This window comes from Streptomyces yunnanensis (assembly GCF_029011865.1).
Lineage (GTDB): Bacteria > Actinomycetota > Actinomycetes > Streptomycetales > Streptomycetaceae > Streptomyces > Streptomyces yunnanensis.
The window spans coordinates 41,936-61,513 of the sequence record NZ_CP095749.1 but is presented as its reverse complement, the minus strand read 5'-3'; the positions used below and the strand labels follow the sequence as shown (position 1 = coordinate 61,513).

Sequence of the window (19,578 nt, the reverse complement as noted above, 5' to 3'; positions counted from 1 at the left end):
GGACGGAAAGGAGTTCTCCGTCCGGGGTACTCGTGTGTGGCACCACCAGTGGCGCGTGTGTGTCCTCAAGAGCCGAAGAAGCGTGCCTCGTCCTGGTCGCGCAGGATCTCGCACAGCGCACGCAGGGCGGCCGCCAGCTGGTCGATCTCGGCGTCGCTCACATACACCGACGGCTCGAACCGGAGCGTACTGACCGCGCTCGCCGTTGGGAACGTACGGACCCGGTGCCGCTTGAGCAAATAGCCCGCGAGCGCATACCCGAGAATCCCGGCCTGAGCGAAACCCCGGAAGGTCTCGGAGGGCGCCGACGTCTGGTCCGTGAACTCCAGCCCCAGCATCAGACCGCGGCCGCGTACGTCCTTGACCACGCCGGGAAACTCCTCGCGCAGCGCCAGGAGCACGCTCTTGAGTTTGTTGCCGCGCTCGGTGGCGAGGCGGTAGACCTGTCCGCCGTCGGCCTCCAAGATATCCAGGACCTTCTGCGCGATCAGGCTGGAGAACGCGTCCTTGGCGAAGGTCGAGCTGTGCACCATCTCGAACTCCCGCCGATAGCGGCTCTGCCGCACGAGCATGACGGAGTTCTTGGCGATGCCGCCGCCCAGGCTCTTGGCCAGCGTGTAGTAGTCGCCGCGCAGCCCGAGAGAGGAGGACGCGAGGAACGAGCCGGTGCGGCCCATGCCGCTCTGGATCTCGTCCACGATCACCGGGCAACCGGCGGCCTGGCACTCGCGCCCGATCTCCTCGGCCAGCTCCCGGCTCACCTCCACGATGCCGCCCTCCCCCTGGATCGGCTCCACAAGCAGGGCGCACACCACCGGCAAGTCCCGCTCGGCTACCCGGACTTCGCTGCCGTCGACCACGATGTCGAAGACGACGGCCCGCTCAGCGGCAAGCGCCTCGCCGACCGCGCCGCGGCGCCCGAGGGGAATGAACCGGGCCTGCGTGGCCAGCGCGGAGAAGGGAGTGCGGAAGCCCGGGTTGTGGGTGAGCTGAACGCTGCCCATCAGCTTGCCGTGGAACCCGCCCTCCAGTGCGAGGAAGACCGGGGGGCGGGCCATCTGCTCGGCGTTGCGGCGCTCGGCCTCGGCCAGCAGCTCGGCCACCCCGCCTTCCTTCAGGCCTAGTTGGGCCAGGGCACCGGCGGTGACCTCCGCCGTACCCGCGGACACCGCCGCGCGGGCCTGTTCGGCGTGCGCGGCGAGCTGGGCGGCGAGCACGCCGGCCCGCATGACCCGGTCCAACTCGGCGTGCTTGACCGCCGCCTCGATCGCCTCCGCACCGCTGTTGGCGAAAATGGCGAAGTAGGGTTCGTCGCTGCCGAGTTCGCGCCGGAGGATCTCGTTGAGACGGAAAGCCACGGCGTTGGCGTGGGAACTCGGGGCGAACTGTGCGTGCACCGGCACCTGGCCGTCCAGGGCTTCTCTGGCCCGGGCCACGATCTGCGAGTTGTTGTGCCCGAGCAGCAGCGACCCGTAGCCACCCGTGAAGTCGACCACGGGTACTTCCTCGCCATTCTCGTCAAGGTAATACAGAGTATTGTGTTCGGCTCGCACATATTCGACGTCGAGCCCGGCCATGGCAAGCGTCTCGCGCAGGTGGGGTTCGGTCAGATCGACCGGTCCCGCTGCCTTAGGTTCGGTCACTGCAGATTCCATGATTCCCTCGGTGTCCTCATTGTTGATCACTTGGTCGCTCCTCGATCGTTCAGGCGTCGGAGAGCTGGTGTTCGACAGGGCCGGGAGTGGCCGGCCGCTCCCCGCGCACGGCCGACGACAGCGACGCCACCAGGCGGTCGGTGGTGTCCCGGGTCGACCGCCCCAAGGTGAGGGTGGTCGCCTGACTGCTGCCCCCGGCCCAGGAACGGCGCCGCAGCAGCAGCTCCGGGTCCGCGGCCGCGATGATGAACAGCGGCACCGGGCCCGCACACTGAGCCAGCTCCTCCACGGCGTCCAGCACACTGTCGTCCGCATGATGCACATCGTCGAACCCGAGCACGACCGGCCGCCGCCGCGCCGCCGCCTGGAAGAACTCTCGCCAGGCCACCATCACTTCGCCCGGTGTGCCGCCGCAGCGGGAGTCGGAAGTCGGGTCGACGAGCGGCACGAGCCGGGCCAGCGTCCAGCCCGCGGACTGCGCGGAACCGAACAGCGACCGCACCGTCTCCGCAAGCCTGGCCCAGGCCGTCGCCGCCGCGTCATCAGGCCGAAGACCGCAGTACGCGGACAGGATCTGCGCCGGAGCGGTGAGCGGATCCTCGTGCGGCACGGCCGGAAACCGTCCGCTCAGGACCAGCGGCGAACCAGGCAATTCGGTTGCCTGGCCCCCGAATTCCCGCAGCAGACGACTCTTGCCCGTTCCAGGCTCGCCCACGACCGTGACCAGATGCGGCATGGATCGGTGCCTGGTGATCCCGAACAGCCCTTCCAGGGCACGTAGTTCACAACCCAGCTCCGATTGCTGTCGCGTGCCGCTGTCGCCACGGCTCTCTGTTGAAGGAAAGTCCACCCGCCACCCGGCGGCGGCCTCTGCGGCAGGGACACATCCGAAGGTGCCATCGGTTGCCCGCCGCACCTCCGCACCGGCTCGTACCTCCCCAGCCCCCGCCTCGGCCAGGACCTTCCGGCACTCGTCCTCGCCTCTGCTTCCGTCTGCGCAGACCAGTGCCGACCGCGCCGGCCGAATCACCTGCCGAGCGGGATTTCCGCGCGCCACCTCGTCGAAAGGGGCGTACGGTGAGGCCGCCCCACCCAGCGACAGCACGGGGTCCTGAGCGAGAATGGCCTGCTGGAGCCGCTGCAACCCACGGCCCGGTTCCAGACCCAGGTTCTCCACCAGGCCGTCCCGCATCCGCCGGTAGACGCTGAGCGCGTCCGCCTGCCGCCCACACCGGTACAGCGCCAGCATCAACTGGCCACACGAACGCTCCCGCAGTGGCTCGGCCTTGACCATTGCCTCCAACTCGGTGAGCACCCGGTGGTGACGGCCGCAGCCCAGCTGTGCCTCGAAGTAGTCCTCCAGCACGTCCAGCCGGGCGTGCTGCACGGCCATCAGCTCCGGCCACCCGACCCCGGCCTCCACAAGATCGGCCAGCACCGGGCCCCGCCACAGCGCGAGCGCCTCCCGCAGCAGCCGCGCGGCCTCCTCCAGGGAGCCCTGCGCCAGCTTCTCCCGACCGACGCCGGCCAGCTTCTCGAACAGATGCAGATCCACCAGTTCCGGATCGACCTGCATCACGTAACCCGGCGGCCGGGTCAACAACGCCGCGCTCTGTGGAACGTGTGCGCCGTACTCGCCGGAGAGTGCACCACGTATCCCGGACACGGCATTGTGCAAGATCTTGCGCGCGGTCGTCGGCGCGTCGTCCGCGGCCCACAGCGCCCCGAGCAACTGGCTCGTGGCCACTACGTGGTTGGCCTGCAGCAGAAGAAACCCGAGCGTGGCACGCTGCTTGGTCCCGCCCAGCCCTATCGGCCGGTCACCGGCGACGGCTTCCAAAGGCCCCAGAATTCGGAATTGCATATCTCCCCCCATGATCCGCAGGTATCCGGCCGGCGATCCGGCCGAGAAACGGCCCTACTCTGCGGCGGCCCGGGCGCCCGTCACTGCGGTGGGGACGGACAGCACCCGGCGGACGGTTTCGGCCACGCCGTCGACGTTGTGGTCGAGGTAGAAGTGCCCGCCCGGGAAGACCCGCACATCAGTGGGTGCCGACGTCAGTTCGCACCAGGCGGAGGCGCCGGATCGGCTCGCCACAGGGTCCCGGTCACCGACGAGCACCGTGAACGGAACGCTCAGTTTCGGGCACGGACTCCACCGGTATGACCCGATCGCGTGGTAGTCGGCCCGCAGCGCAGGTAGCACCATCGCCAACAGCTCCGGGTCCTCCAGCACCGACGCGGTGGTCCCCCCGAGCAGACGCACCGTTCTCAGCACGTCGGCGTCGCTGCGCATCCGGTCGTGCTTGCCCGGCACCCGCGCCGGGGCGTTCCTGCCGGAGAGGAACAGCCGTACGGGACCGGGCGCTCCTCGGGCTTCCAGCCGCCGTGCGACCTCGTACGCCAGGACCGCTCCCATACTGTGCCCGAAGAACGCGAAAGGCCCTTCGTCCACCTCGTGCACCTCATCGGCGAGTATGTCGGCCAGCCGGCCGATGTCCGAGAGGGGCTGCTCCCGCAGACGGTTCTGCCGACCGGGGTACTGCACAGCCAGGACCCGAACAGCCGGCGTGAGCACACGGGAGAGCGGTACGTACGCGCTCGCCGCACCACCCGCATGCGGGAAACAGACCAGCCGCGTGCTGCCCCCGTCGCGTGACGCCTCGTTGCCCACCGGGCCGAACGTGTAGAACCACTGGCTGCGCATGCCGCCCCCCCCCGATCGTCGTTCCTTGGCGCTCCCGCCCTGGACGGGATCCGAGGGCCATGGTGCGGGCCCTCACTCAAAACCCGTGCAAACCGTGGACAAAGTCCCCGCCCCCTGGTCAACGTCGCTGGTCAGGGAAGCTTGCCGTGTTCAACTGCCCATCAGATCGGGGCGAGGGGTGCCGGGCGCGCTGACCACCGCTGAGCGCGAGGAGCTGGTGCGGCGGCGGCGCCGATCGCCATATCGGCGACGCTCTCGTCCTCGGCGGCGATGTGGCGCGTGGCGATGCCGACGCGGGACCTGATCCATGCGTCGGAGGTGTCGACCAGGGCGGTGAGACCGTCGTTGCTGAGCAAGCGCGTCGGCTGGCGGTGGGCGATCGAGAGTATCTGGCTGCCGGGGATGGTGGCGGTCACAAGTCCTCCAGGGTCACGTTCCGGGAAGCGAAGGGCTACGGGGCGGGCCGACCGGTCGGGCCACGCCCCGATGCGCGTGGGGAAGGTCCTTAGGCGCCACCGCGACCAGGGCGTCAGCGATCGTCGCTATCACGTCGGCCACCGCTGAGTGCAGGAAGAAGTGCTCGCCGGGAAGGACGACCAGCCGCGAGGCAGCGCTGGTCTGCCGCAGCCACCGGTGCAGCTTCTCGCTCGCCACCAGGGCATCGGCGTTGCCGCCGAACACGGTCAAGGGCACCGTGAGCGGCGGTTGCGCGTGGTACTGGTAGGTCTCCAGCAGCGAGAAGTCCGCGCGCAGCGCGGGCAGTAGCAGCTCCATTAGCCCGGCGTCGTTCAAGAGCTCGGTCGGCGTGCCGCCGAGGAAGCGCAGTTCCTCGAGCACATCGACGTCCGGCGCCGCATGGATCGGCTGCCGAGTGCGCGGCAGGTCGGGGGCGGCCGAGCCGGAGACGAACAGGTGCACCGGCTGTGGCAGGCCCCGCCCGCGCAGGGTCCTGGTGAGTTCGAAGGCGATCAGGCCACCCATGCTGTGGCCGAACAGCGCGTAGGGCCGATCCAGGTGCCCCGCGAGGGCGTCGGCCAGCATGTCGGCTATCAACGGCAGCTTGCTGACCGGGGTTTCGCCCCAACGGGCGCCGCGGCCGGGAAGCTCCAGAGGGTGCACATGGACATGGTCGGGGGCCAGATCGCGCCAGGTCCGGTACGCCGACGCGCTGCCGCCCGCGTACGGGAGGCAGAAGAGGCGGACCCCGGCATCGTCCTGCGGCTCTGCCTGGTAAAACCATCGGTTGCGCATGGGGTGCTTCTCCTTCGTCTCACTGAGCTTCTTCAGTCTGGCCACTGATCGGGTTACGGCAGGTGGCCCCGTGACAGGCGAGGCTCCCGGACGGTTGAGCGAAATGGGTCATCATGCTCATCGCCACTCACGAGGATGACCGCCGCTGCAAACTCCGCCCCTCGGGGCGGGCCCTGGTTGCGCTGGTGTACCTGCGCGAGCACACCACCCTCGCGAAGACCGCTGCTGGTTTCCGGATCAGCGAGGCCACCGCCCATGCCTACGTACGCAGCGGGACCGCGCTCCTGGCCCCCAAGGCCCCTCGCTCACCCGCGCCCTGCGGGGCAGGCCAAGCCCGAGTACGTTCCGGTGGACGGCACCATCGCCGAGTGCGACCGGGTCGGTGACAGCGAAGGCGACTACTCCGGCAAGGCCCGACGGCACGGTGTGAACATCCAGGCCGTGACCGGTTCTGCACGCCGTTCAAGCGGCACTGCGGCGCATCTTCCGCCGAGCCCGCTGCAGTCCGAACTGCCTGACGGCAATGACCAAAGCCGTCCTCACCCTTGAACGTCACTGCTGAAGAAGCTCACTGTGGTTCGCCGAGACGCGGACGCCGCCGGCGGTCAGTCGGTCAGAGTCAGGGCACCCGACGGGCATGCCTCCACCGCTGCTCGCGCGGCTTCGGCAACCTCCTGCCCGCACACACCGGCCCGCAGTAGCACGACGGTGCCGTCGTGATCGGACTGGTCGAAGAGATCGGGTGCGGTCAGCGCGCACATGCCCGCGCCGATGCAGCGTTCCGTATCAGCCTGGATATGCAAGGACTTATCCCTGTGCCGTGATGTTCGCGGAGTCAGACGACCACGCCGCCGTCGATCTGGAAGGCCGTGCCGGTGATGTACGCGGCCCGGTCCGAGAGCAGGAACGAGACCAGGTCGGCGACCTCGTGCGGCTCGCCGAACCGCCCCAGCGGGATGCGCTCCTTGAACCGCTCCCGCACCTCGGCCGGCAGGTCCATGACGGGATCGGTGGCGACGAAGCCGGGCACGACCACGTTCGCTCGTATCCCGTACCGGCCGACCTCGCGGGCCAGGGACTTGGTGAACCCGATGATCCCGGCCTTGGACGCAGCGTAGTTGGTCTGCCCGGAGTTGCCGTACAGACCGGCTATGGAGGACATCGTCACGATCGCACCGCGCCTACGTTTGACCATGCCGTTGATGACGGTCCGGCAGACGTAGTACGTACCGTCGAGATTGACCCGCTGGACTTCGGTCCAGTCGTCATCCTCCATCGCCGCCAGCGGACCGTCGCGCAGCACGGCGGCCGAGGTGACCACCGCCGCGATCGGACCGAGGGTGTCCTCGATCCCGTCGACGAGTTCCTCCACCGCGACGCTGTCGCCGACATCGGTCCGGCGGATGTACACCCGCCGGCCCAGCGCGCCGATCTCCTTCTGCAGGCTCTGTGCGGCGGCCGTGTCGGAGACGTAGCACACTGCCACGTCGAAGCCGTCCTGTGCGAGCCGCAGCGCGATGGCGCGGCCGATCCCGCGTGAGCCGCCCGCCACCAGTGCCACCGGGGCGTCCTGGTCCGTGCGGGTCGGGTCGATACCGCTCATGCCATGTCCTCTTGGTCTTCGTCCGCTGAGAGCAGGCGGCGCAGCTCTGCTTCCACTGCCTCGTCGGACAGATCCGCGAGCAGATCCGGGTCGGCATCCGCCTCCGGTTCGTCGCGGCTGAGAACTTCGATGGTGTCCTCCGGGCGGTCTGCTGCGGGGCGGGGGCCCGCATCCAGCAAGTCCGCGGTGTGCGCGACGGTGGGGTGCTCGAAGAAGGCCCGCAGGTCGAGTGCCACTCCGAGGCGGTTCTTGAGGCGGGTGCCGATCTGAACCGCGGCCAGGGAGTGGCCGCCGAGGGCGAAGAAGTCGTCGTCGACGCCGACCCGGTCCAGGCCGAGGAACTCCTGCCAGACTTCGGTGACCTCCCGCTCGCGGGGGGTGCGTGCAGCGACGTACGGCGTGTCCAGTTCCGGGCGGGGGTGGCTGGCACCGGGCGGCGCGAGCTGGCCCATCTCCCGCTCGAGCAGCGCGGGGGTCACGGAGCGGGCCAGATCGCGTACGGCGGCGAAGTCGCGGTGGGAGACGATGAGATGACCGGGGAGACCGGGGGCGGTGAGAAGCCGGGCGAAGACGTCCTTGCCCTGCTGCTCGGTGATGCCTTCGGCGAGGGTGCGCAGGACTCCGCCGGCCGACTCGCGGGGACGGGCCGCGTCCGTCTCCGCGTCGGGCGCGGGCGGCTCGGCGGCGTGCGCTATCTGGTCGCGCAGGCTCCCCAGGTCGTTGATCCGCTTGATGGTGAAGTCGCCGATCCGGGCCAGGAGCCGTCCGTCCGGGTCGAGTATTTCGATGTCGCAGGTGCTGGTCTCGCCCGCGGAGTCCGCGGCCCCCTTCATCTCGACATAGGCGTGGACGGTGCCGGTCAGGCCGTGGAAGAAGCGCAGGCTGCCATAGCTGAACGGCAGGTAGTACGTGTCGGGTGAGTGCACCCGGGCGGTGCCGCCGGCCGCGTCGAGCAGTGCCGGGTGCAGCAGGTAGTGGTCGAGGTCGCCGTGGTACTCCTCGTCGAGCCGCAGGGTCGCCAGCACTCGCTTCGGGCCGACCTGGATCTCCCGCATGCACTCCCAGCGCGGCCCGAAGGAGAACTCGATCGGGCCGCCCTTCTCGAACCGGTCCAGACGGAGCCCGAGCTTGATCGACTCGTCGGTGTCGAGGACCTCCGTCACCGCGCAGCCGGCACGGAGTTCATCCAGGTTGCGCACCGTGTCCGGCTCCGGCTCGAAGAAGGCGACGGTGCCGCGCGCGTGGTCGGTCCAGGTCACGGCCCCCGGCGCACCGGCGCGGCTCTGCACGGCGAAGTGCCACCGGCCGTCACGTTCCTCGATGGTGGTGAAGACCTCGCGGGACTGCCCGTCGGGGACGACCACGGGAATCATGTACTGCACGTCACCGATCTCGATGTCCCGCCCGGCGGCCTGCTCGGCGACGGCGGCCCGGACCAGTTCGAGGTAGGCGGTGCCCGGGACGAGGCCGTGGCCCTGGATGCGGTGGTCGGCGACGATCCAGCTGTCGTCGGTGCTGAAGACCGTGGCGTATGTACAGGAGGTGGCGGTGGAGCGGACCAGGCGCCGCAGCAGGGGGTGGCCGTTGAGCGGGGTGCCTGCGTCGAGGCCGAACCGGGAGTCGAGGCCGGCGGCCATGCCGACGTCCTGCCAGGTGTCCCAGCCGACGGAGGTGACGGGCAGCCCGCTCTGGCGGCGCTTGTACTGCGCCCACGCGTCGAGGAAGGCGTTGGCGGCGGCGTAGTCGCTCTGGCCGGGGCCGCCGAGGACGGCGGTCACGGAGGAGCACAGCAGCATGAAGTCCAGGTCGTCCTCGCGGCAGGCCTGGTCGAGGATGAGCAGACCGTGGGTCTTGGCGGCGAGGACCTGGTCGGCGTCGGCCGGGGACTTGGTGACGATCAGGCCCTGGGAGGGCAGGCCGGCGGCATGGACGACGCCGTTGAGGGGGCCGGCCGCCGCCCGCAGGTCGCCGACGGCCCGCAGCATCTGCTCCGCGTCGGTGACATCGGCGCGCAGCAGGACGACGCGGGCACCGAGGGATTCGAGGTGCCGCAGCCGCCTGATACGGGTGCTGGTGGCGTCGGTGTCGTCGTGGGCGGCGAGATGGGCGTCCCAGTCGGCGGGCGGTGGGAACGTGGAACGGCCCAGCAGTCCGAGGACCGGTCGGTCGGTCGCGGACGCGATGTGCTCGGCGAAGGCAAGACCGAGGCCGCCGAGGCCGCCGGTGACGAGATAGACGCCGCCGTCCCGCAGCCCGGTGCGGTCGCCGTCACCGAGGATGGTCCGGTCGATCCAGTCCACCCGGTCGAAGCAGCGCGCCCACAAGTGACGGCCGCGCAGGGCGAGTTCGGTCCCGGCGTCGGTGCCGGTGAGGGCAGTGAGCACGGCGCGGACGGCGTCCTTGCCCGGGGCATCCGGGTCGGTGCCGGTGATGTCCAGGACTCGGCAGGCGGTGTCGGCGGTCTCCTGGGGGATCACCGTGGCCGCACCGAGCAGCAGGGCGTGCTCGGGCTGCAGCGGTTCGTCGCCGGTGACGTCGTACACGCCGCCGCAGAGTAGGTCGACAACGACCGGGGCAGGCAGCCGCTCGGCGCCCAGGGCCTGGGCGAGGGCGATCAGGCTGTCGAAGCCGGTGCGGCGCGCGGCGTCCAGCCGTTCATGGGTGGGCGCCGCGCCGTCCGCGGGACCCTCGGCGGCGCCCCATAGGTGGACGAAGCGGAAGCGCTGCCCCTCCCGGACCGCGAAGGGGGGCGCGGCCAGGGACGAGACGAGCGCGGACAGGTGGTCTCGGTCGGCAGGGTCCAGGATCCAAGAGCCCTCGCCGGTGCGTTCCATGGAGGTGCCCGCAGTGACGTGCACGACGCGGTCGCCGGCGGCCGCCAGGCGGTCGGCGAGGGTGTCGCCGAGGGCGAGTCCGGCGCCGAGGATCACCCATGTGTCGCCGGTGGCCGCGGCCGTGCTCCGGGCGGGCAGGGCGAGCCGCTGCCACCCGGGGGTGTAGAACCAGCCGTCCGCGGTGGTGGTGGCGGGCTCCGCGGCGCGGGGGAGGCCGGCGGGCTCGACCCAGTAGCGGCGCTGCTGAAAAGCGTAGCCGGGCAGCCGCACCGGGCGGTGTCGGTCCGGGCTCTGGATCGCGGCCCAGTCGACGGCGGCACCGGCGCTCCACACCGCGCCGAGGCCCGCCAGCAGGTGGGCGTCGTCGGGGGTGTGCTCGCCCGGGTGGCGAAGCGATCCGGCGATGGGGCGGCCCGGCGTCCAGGCCTGGTGAGCGCGGGCGAAGTTGGTGAGGTTCTGACCGGGGCCGACCTCCAGCGGGATGAGGACGGGGTCGGCGAGTAGCAAGTCGAGGGCGTCGCGGAACCGTACCGGCTGGCGCAGGTGGGTGCCCCAGTAATCGGGGCTGGTCGCCTGCTCGGTGGTGATCCAGGTGCCTGTGACGTTCGACAGGAACGGGATCGCTGGGGGGTGCAGGGCAACGGTGCGGACCTCGTCGGTGAACGCGGCGGCGGCAGCGTCCATGTCGGGCGAGTGGAAGGCGTGTGAGGTGTGCAGGCGGCGGCAGCCCACGCCCTCGTCCGTGAGCCGCTGCTCGAGGGCGTCGACGGCCTGCGGGGTGCCGGAGACCACGGTGAGCGCGGTGGAGTTGACAGCGGCCAGCGTCAGGCCGTCTCCGAGGCGGGCGATGGTCTCCTCCTCGGAGAGGAAGACGCTGAGCATGGCGCCGCCGGGCATCTCCTGGGCCAGCCTGCCGCGGGCGGCGACCAGGCGTACGGCATCCTCCAGACAGAACACGCCCGCCAGGCAGGCGGCGGCGTACTCGCCGACGCTGTGGCCCAGCATGGCGCGAGGCTGGACGCCCCAGGACTGCCACAGCCGGGCCAGGGCGTACTCCACGCAGAACAGCGCGGGCTGGGCGAGGCGGGTCTGCCGCAGCCGCTCGGCGGCCTGCGGGGTGTCCCCGTCGAGCACGAGGGCGTGCAGATCTTCTCCCAGATGGGGGGCGAGCAGCTGCGCGCAGCGGTCGAACTCGGCGGCGAAGACGGGTTCTTGGGCATACAGGCCGCGAGTCATCCCCGGGTACTGGGCGCCCTGCCCGGGGAAGAGGAACGCGACGGGGGCGTCGTCGGGCGCGGCAGCAACGGACGTGCTCTGCGCGAGCCGGCGCAGAGCGTCGACGGCTTCCTTAGTGGTGCGGGCGACGGCGGCGCCGCGGTGGGCGAACTCGGCCCGGCGGTGAGCCAGGGTGTGGGCGACGGCGTCGAGGGGGGTGCCGGGGTGGGCTGCGAGGTGGTCGGCCAGGCGCTCGGCGGCACCGGCGAGCGCGGGTGCGGACTTCGCGGACAGCGGCAGCAGCCGGGCCGCAGGCTCGCTCGTGGCCCTCTCCCGGTCGCTGGCGGCCGATGCATCCGACAGCCCGGCGGGGGCCTCCTCCAGGACGACGTGGACGTTTGTACCGCCGATGCCGAAGGAGCTGACGCCGGCCCGGCGCGGCTCGTCCGTGCGCGGCCAGGGCTGCAGTTCGGTGTTGACGTAGAACGGGCTGGTGTCCAGTTCGAGGCCGGGGTTGGGCCGCTCGTAGTGCAGGGTCGGCGGGATGGCCTCGTGCTTGAGGGCGAGGACGGCTTTGATCAGACCGGTGACGCCCGCGGCGGCATCGAGGTGGCCGACGTTGCTCTTGACCGACCCGATGGCGCAGGTGCCCCGGCCGTCCGTGCCGGCGCGGAAGGCGCGGGTGAGGGCGGCGATCTCGATGGGGTCGCCGAGGGGAGTGCCCGTGCCGTGGGTCTCCACGTACCCGACGGTGGCCGGGTCGACCTCGGCCAGGGCCAGGGCCTCGGCGACGACCTCGGCTTGGCCGTCGATGCTCGGCGCGGTGTAACCAGCCTTGAGGGAACCGTCGTTGTTGAGGGCGGTGGCGAGGATGACCGCTTCGACGGCGTCGTCGTCGGCCCGGGCGTCGGCGAGCCGACGCAGCACGACGATGCCGACGCCGTTGCCGGGTACGGTGCCGGCCGCGTCGGCGTCGAACGCACGGCAGGTGCCGTCGGGGGAGAGGATGCCGCCGGACTCGTACGGGTAGCCGTCGCGCAGCGGGGACGAGACGGAGACGCCGCCGGCCAGGGCGATGTCGCATTCGCCGTTGATGAGGCTCTGGGAGGCGAGGTGCACCGCCGTCAGCGACGTGGAACAGGCGGTCTGGACGGTCACCGCCGGGCCCTTCAGGTCCAGCTTGTAGGCGGCGCGGGTGGCCAGGAAGTCCTTGTCCGAGGAGAGCATCACCTGGTACATGCCGGACGCGTCCAGGACCCGCTGGTTGTTCATGAGGTTGAACAGCAGATAGCTGTTGAGCCCGGAGCCGGCGAAGACGCCGATACGGCCGTCGCAGCGGGCCGGGTCGATGCCGGCGGATTCCAGAGCGTGCCAGGCGCATTCGAGGAAGACCCGATGCTGGGGGTCGAGGAGCTCGGCCTCGCGGGGGCTGTAGCCGAAGAAGCCCGCGTCGAACAGGTCGGCACCGTCCAGCACGCCCTTGGCCTTGACGTAGTCGTCCTGGCGCAGGAGCGCCGGCGCGACGCCGGAGTCGGCCAGTTCCTCGTCGGAGAAGCGGGTGATGCCCTCGCGGCCGTGCTCGAGGTTGGCCCAGAAGGCATCCACGTCATCGGCGCCGGGGAAGCGGCCGGCCATGCCGATGACGGCGATGCGGTCGAGGCCCTGGTCCTGGCCCTGGTCCTGGTGTGGCTGTGACACTTCGATCACCTGTCTCGGCGGGAGGAAGCCCGGCGTTCGGCTGCTTGCTGCCGCCTGTTGCGGGATTGACGACGGTTCTGTGCGCGCTCCTTGGCGTCGCGCGCTGCGGTCTCGGTTCCGGTACGGGAGCCGCTGAGGTACGCGGCGAGCGCCCCGACGGTGGGGTGCTGGAACAGTTCGACCATGGTCAGTTCGTGGCCGAGGGTGGCCAGGCCGGTCCGGAACTCGGCCATGAGCAGGGAATGCCCGCCGAGGTCGAAGAAGTTGTCCCGCATCCCGACCCGCTCGACGCCCAGCAGGCTGCGCCACATGTCGGCGAGCGCGTGCTCCAGGCCGTCCTTGGGCGCGACGAACCGGATCCCCAGGTCGGGCCGGTCGGCGCGCGGCTCGGGCAGGGCCTTGCGATCGGTCTTGCCGCTGGGGGTCAGCGGCAGGGCGTCGAGCACCGTGAAGGAGGCCGGGACCATGTACTCCGGTAGGTGCTCGCGCAGATGGGTGGCGAGGGCCCCGGCCGCGGGCGCGGCGGCGCCCGCGGCGGTGACATAGGCGGCCAGACGGACGTCACCGGGGGAGTGCTCACGGGCGACCACGACGGCTTCGCGCACCGTGCCGTGCCGGGTCAGGACGGCCTCGATCTCCCCGAGTTCGAGGCGCTGGCCGCGGAGCTTGACCTGGTGGTCGAGGCGGCCGAGGAATTCCAGCGCGCCGTCGGCGCGGTGCCGGGCGAGGTCGCCGGTGCGGTAGATGCGGGCCCCGGGGACGAAGGGGTCGTCCATGAAGCGCTCGGCGGTCAGGTCCGGGCGGTTCAGATAGCCGCGGGCCAGGCCCCGGCCGCCGATGCACAGTTCGCCGGGGACACCGGCCGGGACCGGGCGGCCGTTGCGGTCCAGGACGTACACACGGATGTTGGCGATGGGGCGGCCGATGGGCACCGGGCGGGTGTCGTCCCCCGGGCGGCAGTGCCAGGCGGTGACGTCGATGGCGGCCTCGGTGGGCCCGTACAGGTTGTGCAGCTCGGCCCGGTGCAGGTCCAGGAAGCGGTCGTGCAGGTCGCGGGGCAGTTCCTCGCCGCTGCAGAAGACGCGGCGCAGACCGGCGGAGTGCTCGGCGGGTTCGGAGAGGAAGAGCTGCAGCATGGAGGGGACGAAGTGGAGGGTGGTGATCCGCTCGGCCGCGACCGTCGCGGCGAGGTAGGAGCTGTCGCGGTGCCCGCCGGGCCGGGCCATGACGAGGGCGGCGCCGGTCATCAGGGGCCAGAAGAATTCCCACACCGACACGTCGAAGGAGAACGGTGTCTTCTGCAGCACCCGGTCGGTGGCGTCCAGACCGTAGGCGTCCTGCATCCACAGCAGCCGATTACGCAGGGCGGCGTGGACGTTCATCACGCCCTTGGGCCGGCCCGTCGACCCGGAGGTGAAGATGACGTACGCCAGGTCCTCCCCGTCCACGACCACGCCGAGATCGTCCGGGCACTGCTCGGCCAGCTCGGCGGCGAGGTCCTCCATACGCAGCACGGGACAGTCGAGGGCGGGCAACTGGTCGGCCAGGTCGCCGTGGGTGAGCACCACGGGGGGCTGGGCGTCCTCGGCGATGGCGGTCAGCCGGGCGGGCGGCAGGCTGGTGTCCAGGGGGACGTACGCCCCGCCCGCCTTGAGGACGGCGAGGAGGGCGACGACGAGATCGAGAGAGCGCTCCATGGCGACGCCGACGAGGACGTCCCGGCCCACTCCGCGGCCGCGCAGCAGGTGGCCGAGGCGGTTTGCGCGCTCGTTCAGCTCGGTGTAGGTCAGGGAGGCGCCGGCATACCGGACGGCTTCGGCGCCGGGCGTGCGGCGCACCTGTTCCTCGATGCACTCGTGCACCAGGCCGTCGGGCCACTGCTGGTCGGTGGCGTTCCACTCGTCGACGACTCGGTGGCGTTCCGCTGCGTCGAGGAGGTCCAGGTCGCCGATGGGCGCGCTGGGGCGGGCGGTGACCTGCTCGACCAGGCGGCGGAAGTGGCCGGCGAGGCGGACGATGGTGGCCTCGTCGAACAGGTCGCGGTCGTACTCGAACCAGCCGGTGACACCGCCGTCGGTGTCGAACGCCTGGAGCTCCAGGTCGAAGCGGGCGCCTTCGCTCCTGACTGGGAGCCGGGTGAGGCGGGCGCCGGCCATGGCGAGCGTGGGCACTGGTTCCCGGCCGTAGCTGAAGCTGACCTGGTACACCGGGGGACGGCTGAGGTCACGGGTGGTGTTGAGGTCAGCGACGATCAGCTCAAAGGGGACATCCTGGTGGGCGTACGCGCCCAGGCAGGCGTCGCGGACGCGGGTGAGGACCGGCTCGAAGCCGGGGTTGCCGGACAGGTCGGCCCTGATGGGCAGGGTGTTGACGAAGTAGCCGATGAGCGGCTCGACCTCGGTGTGCCCGCGCAGGGCGGTAGGCACGCCGACGACGATGTCGTCCTGGCCGGTGTAGCGGTGCAGCAGGATCTGGAAGGCGGCGAGGAGCGCCATGTACGGGGTGGCGCCGTGCCGTCTGGCCAGCGCGGCCAGTTCGCCGATCAGGGCGGGCGGCAGGTCGATGGGGACAGAGCCGCCGTTGAAGCCCTGAACGGCCGGGCGGGGGCGGTCGGTGGGCAGGTCGAGGACGGAGGGGGCGCCGGCGAGGTGGTCGCGCCAGTACGCCAGGTCCTGCTGCCAGCCGCCGCTGTCGAGCTGCTGGTGCTGCCAGGAGGCGAAGTCGCCGTACTGGATGGCGAGTTCGGGCAGCGGTGCGGGCTGCCCTGCGGCGAAGGCCTCGTACAGCTCGGACAGTTCGTTCAGGAAGACCGCGATGGACCAGCGGTCGGAGACGAGGTGGTGCATCGCGACGGCGAGGACGGACCGCTCGGGACCGGTGCGCAGCAGCCGCACCCGCACGAGGGGGCCGGTGTCGATATCGAAGGGTTCGGTGAGGGCGTCGTCGATCCACTTCTGATGGTCGGTGCCGGTGTACTGCGGGCCGCTGAGGTCGGTTTCCGGGACATCCACCGTCACGTGGTGGTGGACGACCTGGACGGGGGCGCCGCCGCGTGGCTGGAAGGTGGTGCGCAGGGCCTCGTGGCGCTGGACGATCTCGGCTACGGCGGCGCGCAGCAGGCCGGTGTCGAGGGGGCCTTCGACGCCTATCGCGCCGGGCACGATGTAGCCGGGGTTGCGGGGCCGGAGTTGTTCGAGGAACCAGGTGCCCCGCTGCAGGACTGCCAGCGGGAAGGTGTCCTCGGCCGAGCGCTCGGCGAGCAGGGCGTCGAAACGGGCGCGCTCTTCGGGGGGGAGCGCGGCCAGCCGCTGGGCGAGGTCGTTGGTCACGAGCGTTCCTTGGGGCCGGGCACGGGTGCGCTGGAGTCGGTCAGTTCGTCGAGCAGCGCTTTGGCGGCGTCGATGGCACGGGGCATCCGCTGGATCGCAGGGGATGCCCCGGGGCTGTCGTGCCTGGTGCCGGTCAGGGAGGTGCCGCCGGTCGCAGCCAGCTCCTTGACTATGCTCCTCGTGACGCTGCTGATGGTCGCGCCGCCGAGGAAGTCGGTGATCTGCAGGGTGAGGCCGAGCCTGCTCTGGGCCTCGTTGCGCAGTTCGACGGCCATGAGGGAGTCCAGGCCGAAGTCGGTCAGCGGCTCGTCCATGCCGATGTGGGTGGAGGTGGAGCCGAGGACGTCCTTGACGCTGAGTACGAACTGGGCGGAGAGGGTGTCGAGGCGCTCGGACTCGGTCAGCTCCAGCAGTTCGGCGGCCGTGGGGATGCGGCTGGCGCGGCGCCGGTTGCGGGAGGAACGGCGACCGGAGCGGGCCGGTCGAGTGCGCGAGCCGTCCGCGGCATCGGAGGTGGCGCCTGCGTCGGCGTCTGCCGACGCGGTGCCGTCCCAGGGGCGCGGGGGTTGCCAGCAGCGGACCGGGTCGAAGGGGTACGTCGGCAGCGGCGCCTTGGAGCGGGTGTAGTCGCGGTCGAAGCCGGCCCAGTCGACGGAGGCGCCGGCCGCGTACAGTTCGGCGACCGTGGGCAGCACGACCTCCCAGTCGTCCTGCTTGGGCCGCAGGCTGGGCAGCAACAGGTCGTCGTGGCCGGGCGGCAGGGCGTCGTTTATGAGACCGAGCAGCGTGGGGGCGGGGCCGACCTCGACGAAGGTGTGGTAGCCCATGGACCGCAGGGTCTGGACGCCGTCGGTGAACCGTACGGTGCCGCGGACGTGTCGGCACCAGTAGTCGGGGTCCGGCGCCTGGTCCCACGGCCACAGTCCGCCGGTGACGTTGGAGACCAGGGGGATGCGCGGGGCGGTGAAGGTGAGCTTCTCCGCGGCCCGGCGCAGCGGCTCCAGGACGGGGTCCATCAGGGGGGAGTGCCCGGCGGAGGCGATGTGCAGCTGCTTGGCCTTGACTCCGCGGGCGGCGAAGGCGGCGCACACGGCCTCGACGAGGTCGCCGTCGCCGGAGATCGCGGTGCTCGCCGGGCCGTTGACCGCGGCGATGGCGATCCGGCCGGGGTGCTCAGCGAGTTCGGCGGCGACCTCCTGCTCGGATGCGAAGATCGCAGCCATGGTGCCGGGCAGCGAGTGCTCCTGGATGATGCGGGCGCGTTCCACCGCGAAGGTCAGGCCGTCCTGGAGGGACATTGCGCCCGCCACGCAGGCGGCGACGCATTCGCCGAAGCTGTGGCCGAGGACGGCCGCGGGGGTGATGCCCCAGGAGCGCCACAGCTGGACCATGGCGTACTCGACGGCAAACGTGGCGGGTTGGGCGTAGGCGGTGTCGTTGATCTGCAGGTCGTCAGGGTCGTCGGGGAATAGGACGGACAGCAGCGGCCTTTCGAGCAGCGGGCGCAGAATCTCGGCGCATTCGTCCACGGCACGCCGGAACGTGGGTTGTGAGTCGTACAGGGCGCGGGTCATCCCGGGGCGCTGGGCGCCCTGACCGGTGAACAGGAACACGACTTCGGGGCTGTCGGCCTCGCCCTGGACCAGGCCCGGAGCGCTCTCCCCGCGGGCGAAGGCAGCGAGTTGCCCGGCGACCTCCTCGCGGGTGGTGCCGACGGCGGCGAGGCGGTGGCGGAAGTGGGAGCGGCCGGTGCCCGCCGAGTGGCACAGGTCGGCCAGCGAGGCGTCGTCGTCACCGGCGAGCCTGGCGGCGTACCGGTCGGCGAGTGCGGCGAGTGCGGTCTCGCTGCGGGCGGAGAGTGCAAGGACGGAGGCGGGCCTGCGGTTGTCGTCGGCAGGGCGGGCAGGCGTGACGGGTGCCTGCTCCAAAATCATGTGGACGTTGGTGCCGCTCAGTCCGAAGCTGCTCACCGCCGCCGCCCGGGGACCGTCGGTGTCTGGCCACGGGGTCAGCCCGGTGGGCACCTGGAAGGTGGTGCCGTCGAAGGAGATGTTGGAGTTGAGCCGCGAGAAGTGCAGGTTCGGCGGGATCTCGGCGCGGTCCAGGCACATTGCGGCCTTGATGAGACCGGCGATGCCGGCGGCTGCTTCCAGGTGACCGATGTTGGTCTTGACGGCCCCGAGGTAGACCGGCGAGCCGCTCTCGCGGCCGTACACATCGGCGAGGGCATCGGCCTCGATGGGGTCACCGAGGCGGGTGCCGGTGCCGTGGGTCTCGACGTAGCCGACCTGGTCGGCCGCCACCCCGGCAGCGTCCAGGGCGCGCTGGAACACATCGCGCTGGGCAGCGCCGTTGGGCGCGGTGATGCCGGCGCTGCGGCCGTCCTGGTTGACCGCGCCGCCGCGCACCACAGCGAGGATGCGGTCCCCGTCGCGCTGGGCGTCGGACAGCCGTTTGAGGACGACGACGCCGCAGCCCTCGCCGCGCACATAACCGTCGGCGCTGTCGGAGAACGTCATGGCGCGGCCCTGCCGGGAGACCGAGCCGAACTGCGACTGGGAGATCATCAGGAGCGGCGAGAGGATCACGTTGACGCCGCCGGCCAGGGCCATGTCGCACTCGCCCAGGCGCAGGCTCTGGCACGCCTGGTGGACGGCCACGAGCGAGGCCGAACAGGCGGTGTCGATGGTCAGGTTGGGGCCGCGCAGATCGAGGAGGTAGGCGATGCGGGCCGGGATGAAGGACATCGCGGCGCCGGAGCTGGTGTAGGCGCTGACGTCGTCGGGGTGGCGCAGCTGCGCGGTGATGTAGTCCCACGAGGCCGTGCCCATGAACACCCCGGTGCGGCTGCCAGCCAAGTCCGACGGGGCCTGCCCGGCGTTCTCCAGCGCCTCCCAGCACACCTGCAGGCTCAGGCGTTGGGCCGGGTCCATCGCCACGGCCTCGCGCTGGGAGATGCCGAAGAAGTCGTGGTCGAAGTGCTCAAGGTCGTCGAGGAACGCACCGGCGCGGGTGTAGATCTTCCCTGGCTTGCCGGCCTCCTCGTCGTAGAAGGCATCGTGGTCCCACCGCTCGCTCGGTATCTCGCCCACGGCGTCGGTGCCGTCGGCCAACATCCGCCAGTACGAGGCGGTGTCCTTGACGCCGCCAGGGAAGCGGCAGCCGGTGCCCACGATGGCGATGGGCTCGGAGTGGGCACGCTCGTACTCGGCGACCTGGTGTTGGAGGCGCTCCATCGTCAGGTAGGCGCGCTTGAGTGCGTCAGCCACTGTCACGTCCGGTCCCG

General features: G+C 71.1%; 9 protein-coding genes and 2 pseudogenes. 1 reads left to right on the top strand and 10 read right to left on the bottom strand.

Going from position 1 to position 19,578, the window contains the following annotated elements; translation table 11 throughout:
• Nucleotides 1–65: 65 nt before the first annotated feature.
• The 5 genes and pseudogenes from MOV08_RS00200 to MOV08_RS00180 all read right to left on the bottom strand — a co-directional run bounded on the left by MOV08_RS00200 (nt 66) and on the right by MOV08_RS00180 (nt 5,613).
• Nucleotides 66–1,655 carry an aspartate aminotransferase family protein gene (locus MOV08_RS00200; RefSeq protein WP_275311657.1) on the bottom strand — a complete coding sequence of 530 codons (1,590 nt, stop codon included), beginning with the start codon at nt 1,653–1,655 and terminating at the stop codon, nt 66–68.
• A 49-nt stretch (nt 1,656–1,704) separates the two neighbouring features.
• Entirely contained in the window at nt 1,705–3,495 is a 1,791-nt protein-coding gene (locus MOV08_RS00195; protein WP_275305684.1) for an ATP-binding protein, read from the bottom strand.
• A gap of 78 nt (nt 3,496–3,573) precedes the next feature.
• Nucleotides 3,574–4,362 (bottom strand): thioesterase II family protein, encoded by a 789-nt coding sequence (locus MOV08_RS00190; protein WP_039628514.1) that lies wholly within the window; start codon nt 4,360–4,362, stop codon nt 3,574–3,576.
• A gap of 224 nt (nt 4,363–4,586) precedes the next feature.
• A pseudogene (locus MOV08_RS00185) lies at nt 4,587–4,766 on the bottom strand (3-oxoacyl-ACP synthase); the annotation flags it as partial.
• A 25-nt stretch (nt 4,767–4,791) separates the two neighbouring features.
• Nucleotides 4,792–5,613, bottom strand: coding sequence for a thioesterase II family protein (locus MOV08_RS00180; protein WP_039628510.1), 822 nt, complete (start codon nt 5,611–5,613; stop codon nt 4,792–4,794).
• A 113-nt stretch (nt 5,614–5,726) separates the two neighbouring features.
• Here MOV08_RS00180 and MOV08_RS00175 point away from each other — a divergent pair.
• Nucleotides 5,727–6,060, top strand: a pseudogene (locus tag MOV08_RS00175) (helix-turn-helix domain-containing protein); the annotation flags it as partial.
• A gap of 158 nt (nt 6,061–6,218) precedes the next feature.
• Here MOV08_RS00175 and MOV08_RS00170 read toward each other — a convergent pair.
• From MOV08_RS00170 to MOV08_RS00150, 5 genes are read right to left on the bottom strand one after another with little or no spacing between them, the layout of a single operon-like run.
• Nucleotides 6,219–6,416: a ferredoxin gene (locus tag MOV08_RS00170; RefSeq protein WP_039628506.1), complete on the bottom strand. Its 198-nt coding sequence runs from the start codon at nt 6,414–6,416 to the stop codon at nt 6,219–6,221.
• A gap of 32 nt (nt 6,417–6,448) precedes the next feature.
• Nucleotides 6,449–7,216 (bottom strand): 3-oxoacyl-ACP reductase FabG, encoded by a 768-nt coding sequence (gene fabG / locus MOV08_RS00165; RefSeq protein WP_275305683.1) that lies wholly within the window; start codon nt 7,214–7,216, stop codon nt 6,449–6,451.
• Nucleotides 7,213–12,963 (bottom strand): type I polyketide synthase, encoded by a 5,751-nt coding sequence (locus tag MOV08_RS00160; protein ID WP_052287317.1) that lies wholly within the window; start codon nt 12,961–12,963, stop codon nt 7,213–7,215. The genes fabG and MOV08_RS00160 overlap by 4 nt, the downstream gene beginning before the upstream one ends.
• A gap of 5 nt (nt 12,964–12,968) precedes the next feature.
• Entirely contained in the window at nt 12,969–16,292 is a 3,324-nt protein-coding gene (locus MOV08_RS00155; protein ID WP_275305682.1) for a non-ribosomal peptide synthetase, read from the bottom strand.
• Nucleotides 16,289–19,561 carry a type I polyketide synthase gene (locus MOV08_RS00150; protein ID WP_275305681.1) on the bottom strand — a complete coding sequence of 1,091 codons (3,273 nt, stop codon included), beginning with the start codon at nt 19,559–19,561 and terminating at the stop codon, nt 16,289–16,291. Before MOV08_RS00150 ends, MOV08_RS00155 begins: the two co-directional genes overlap by 4 nt.
• Nucleotides 19,562–19,578: the final 17 nt, after the last annotated feature.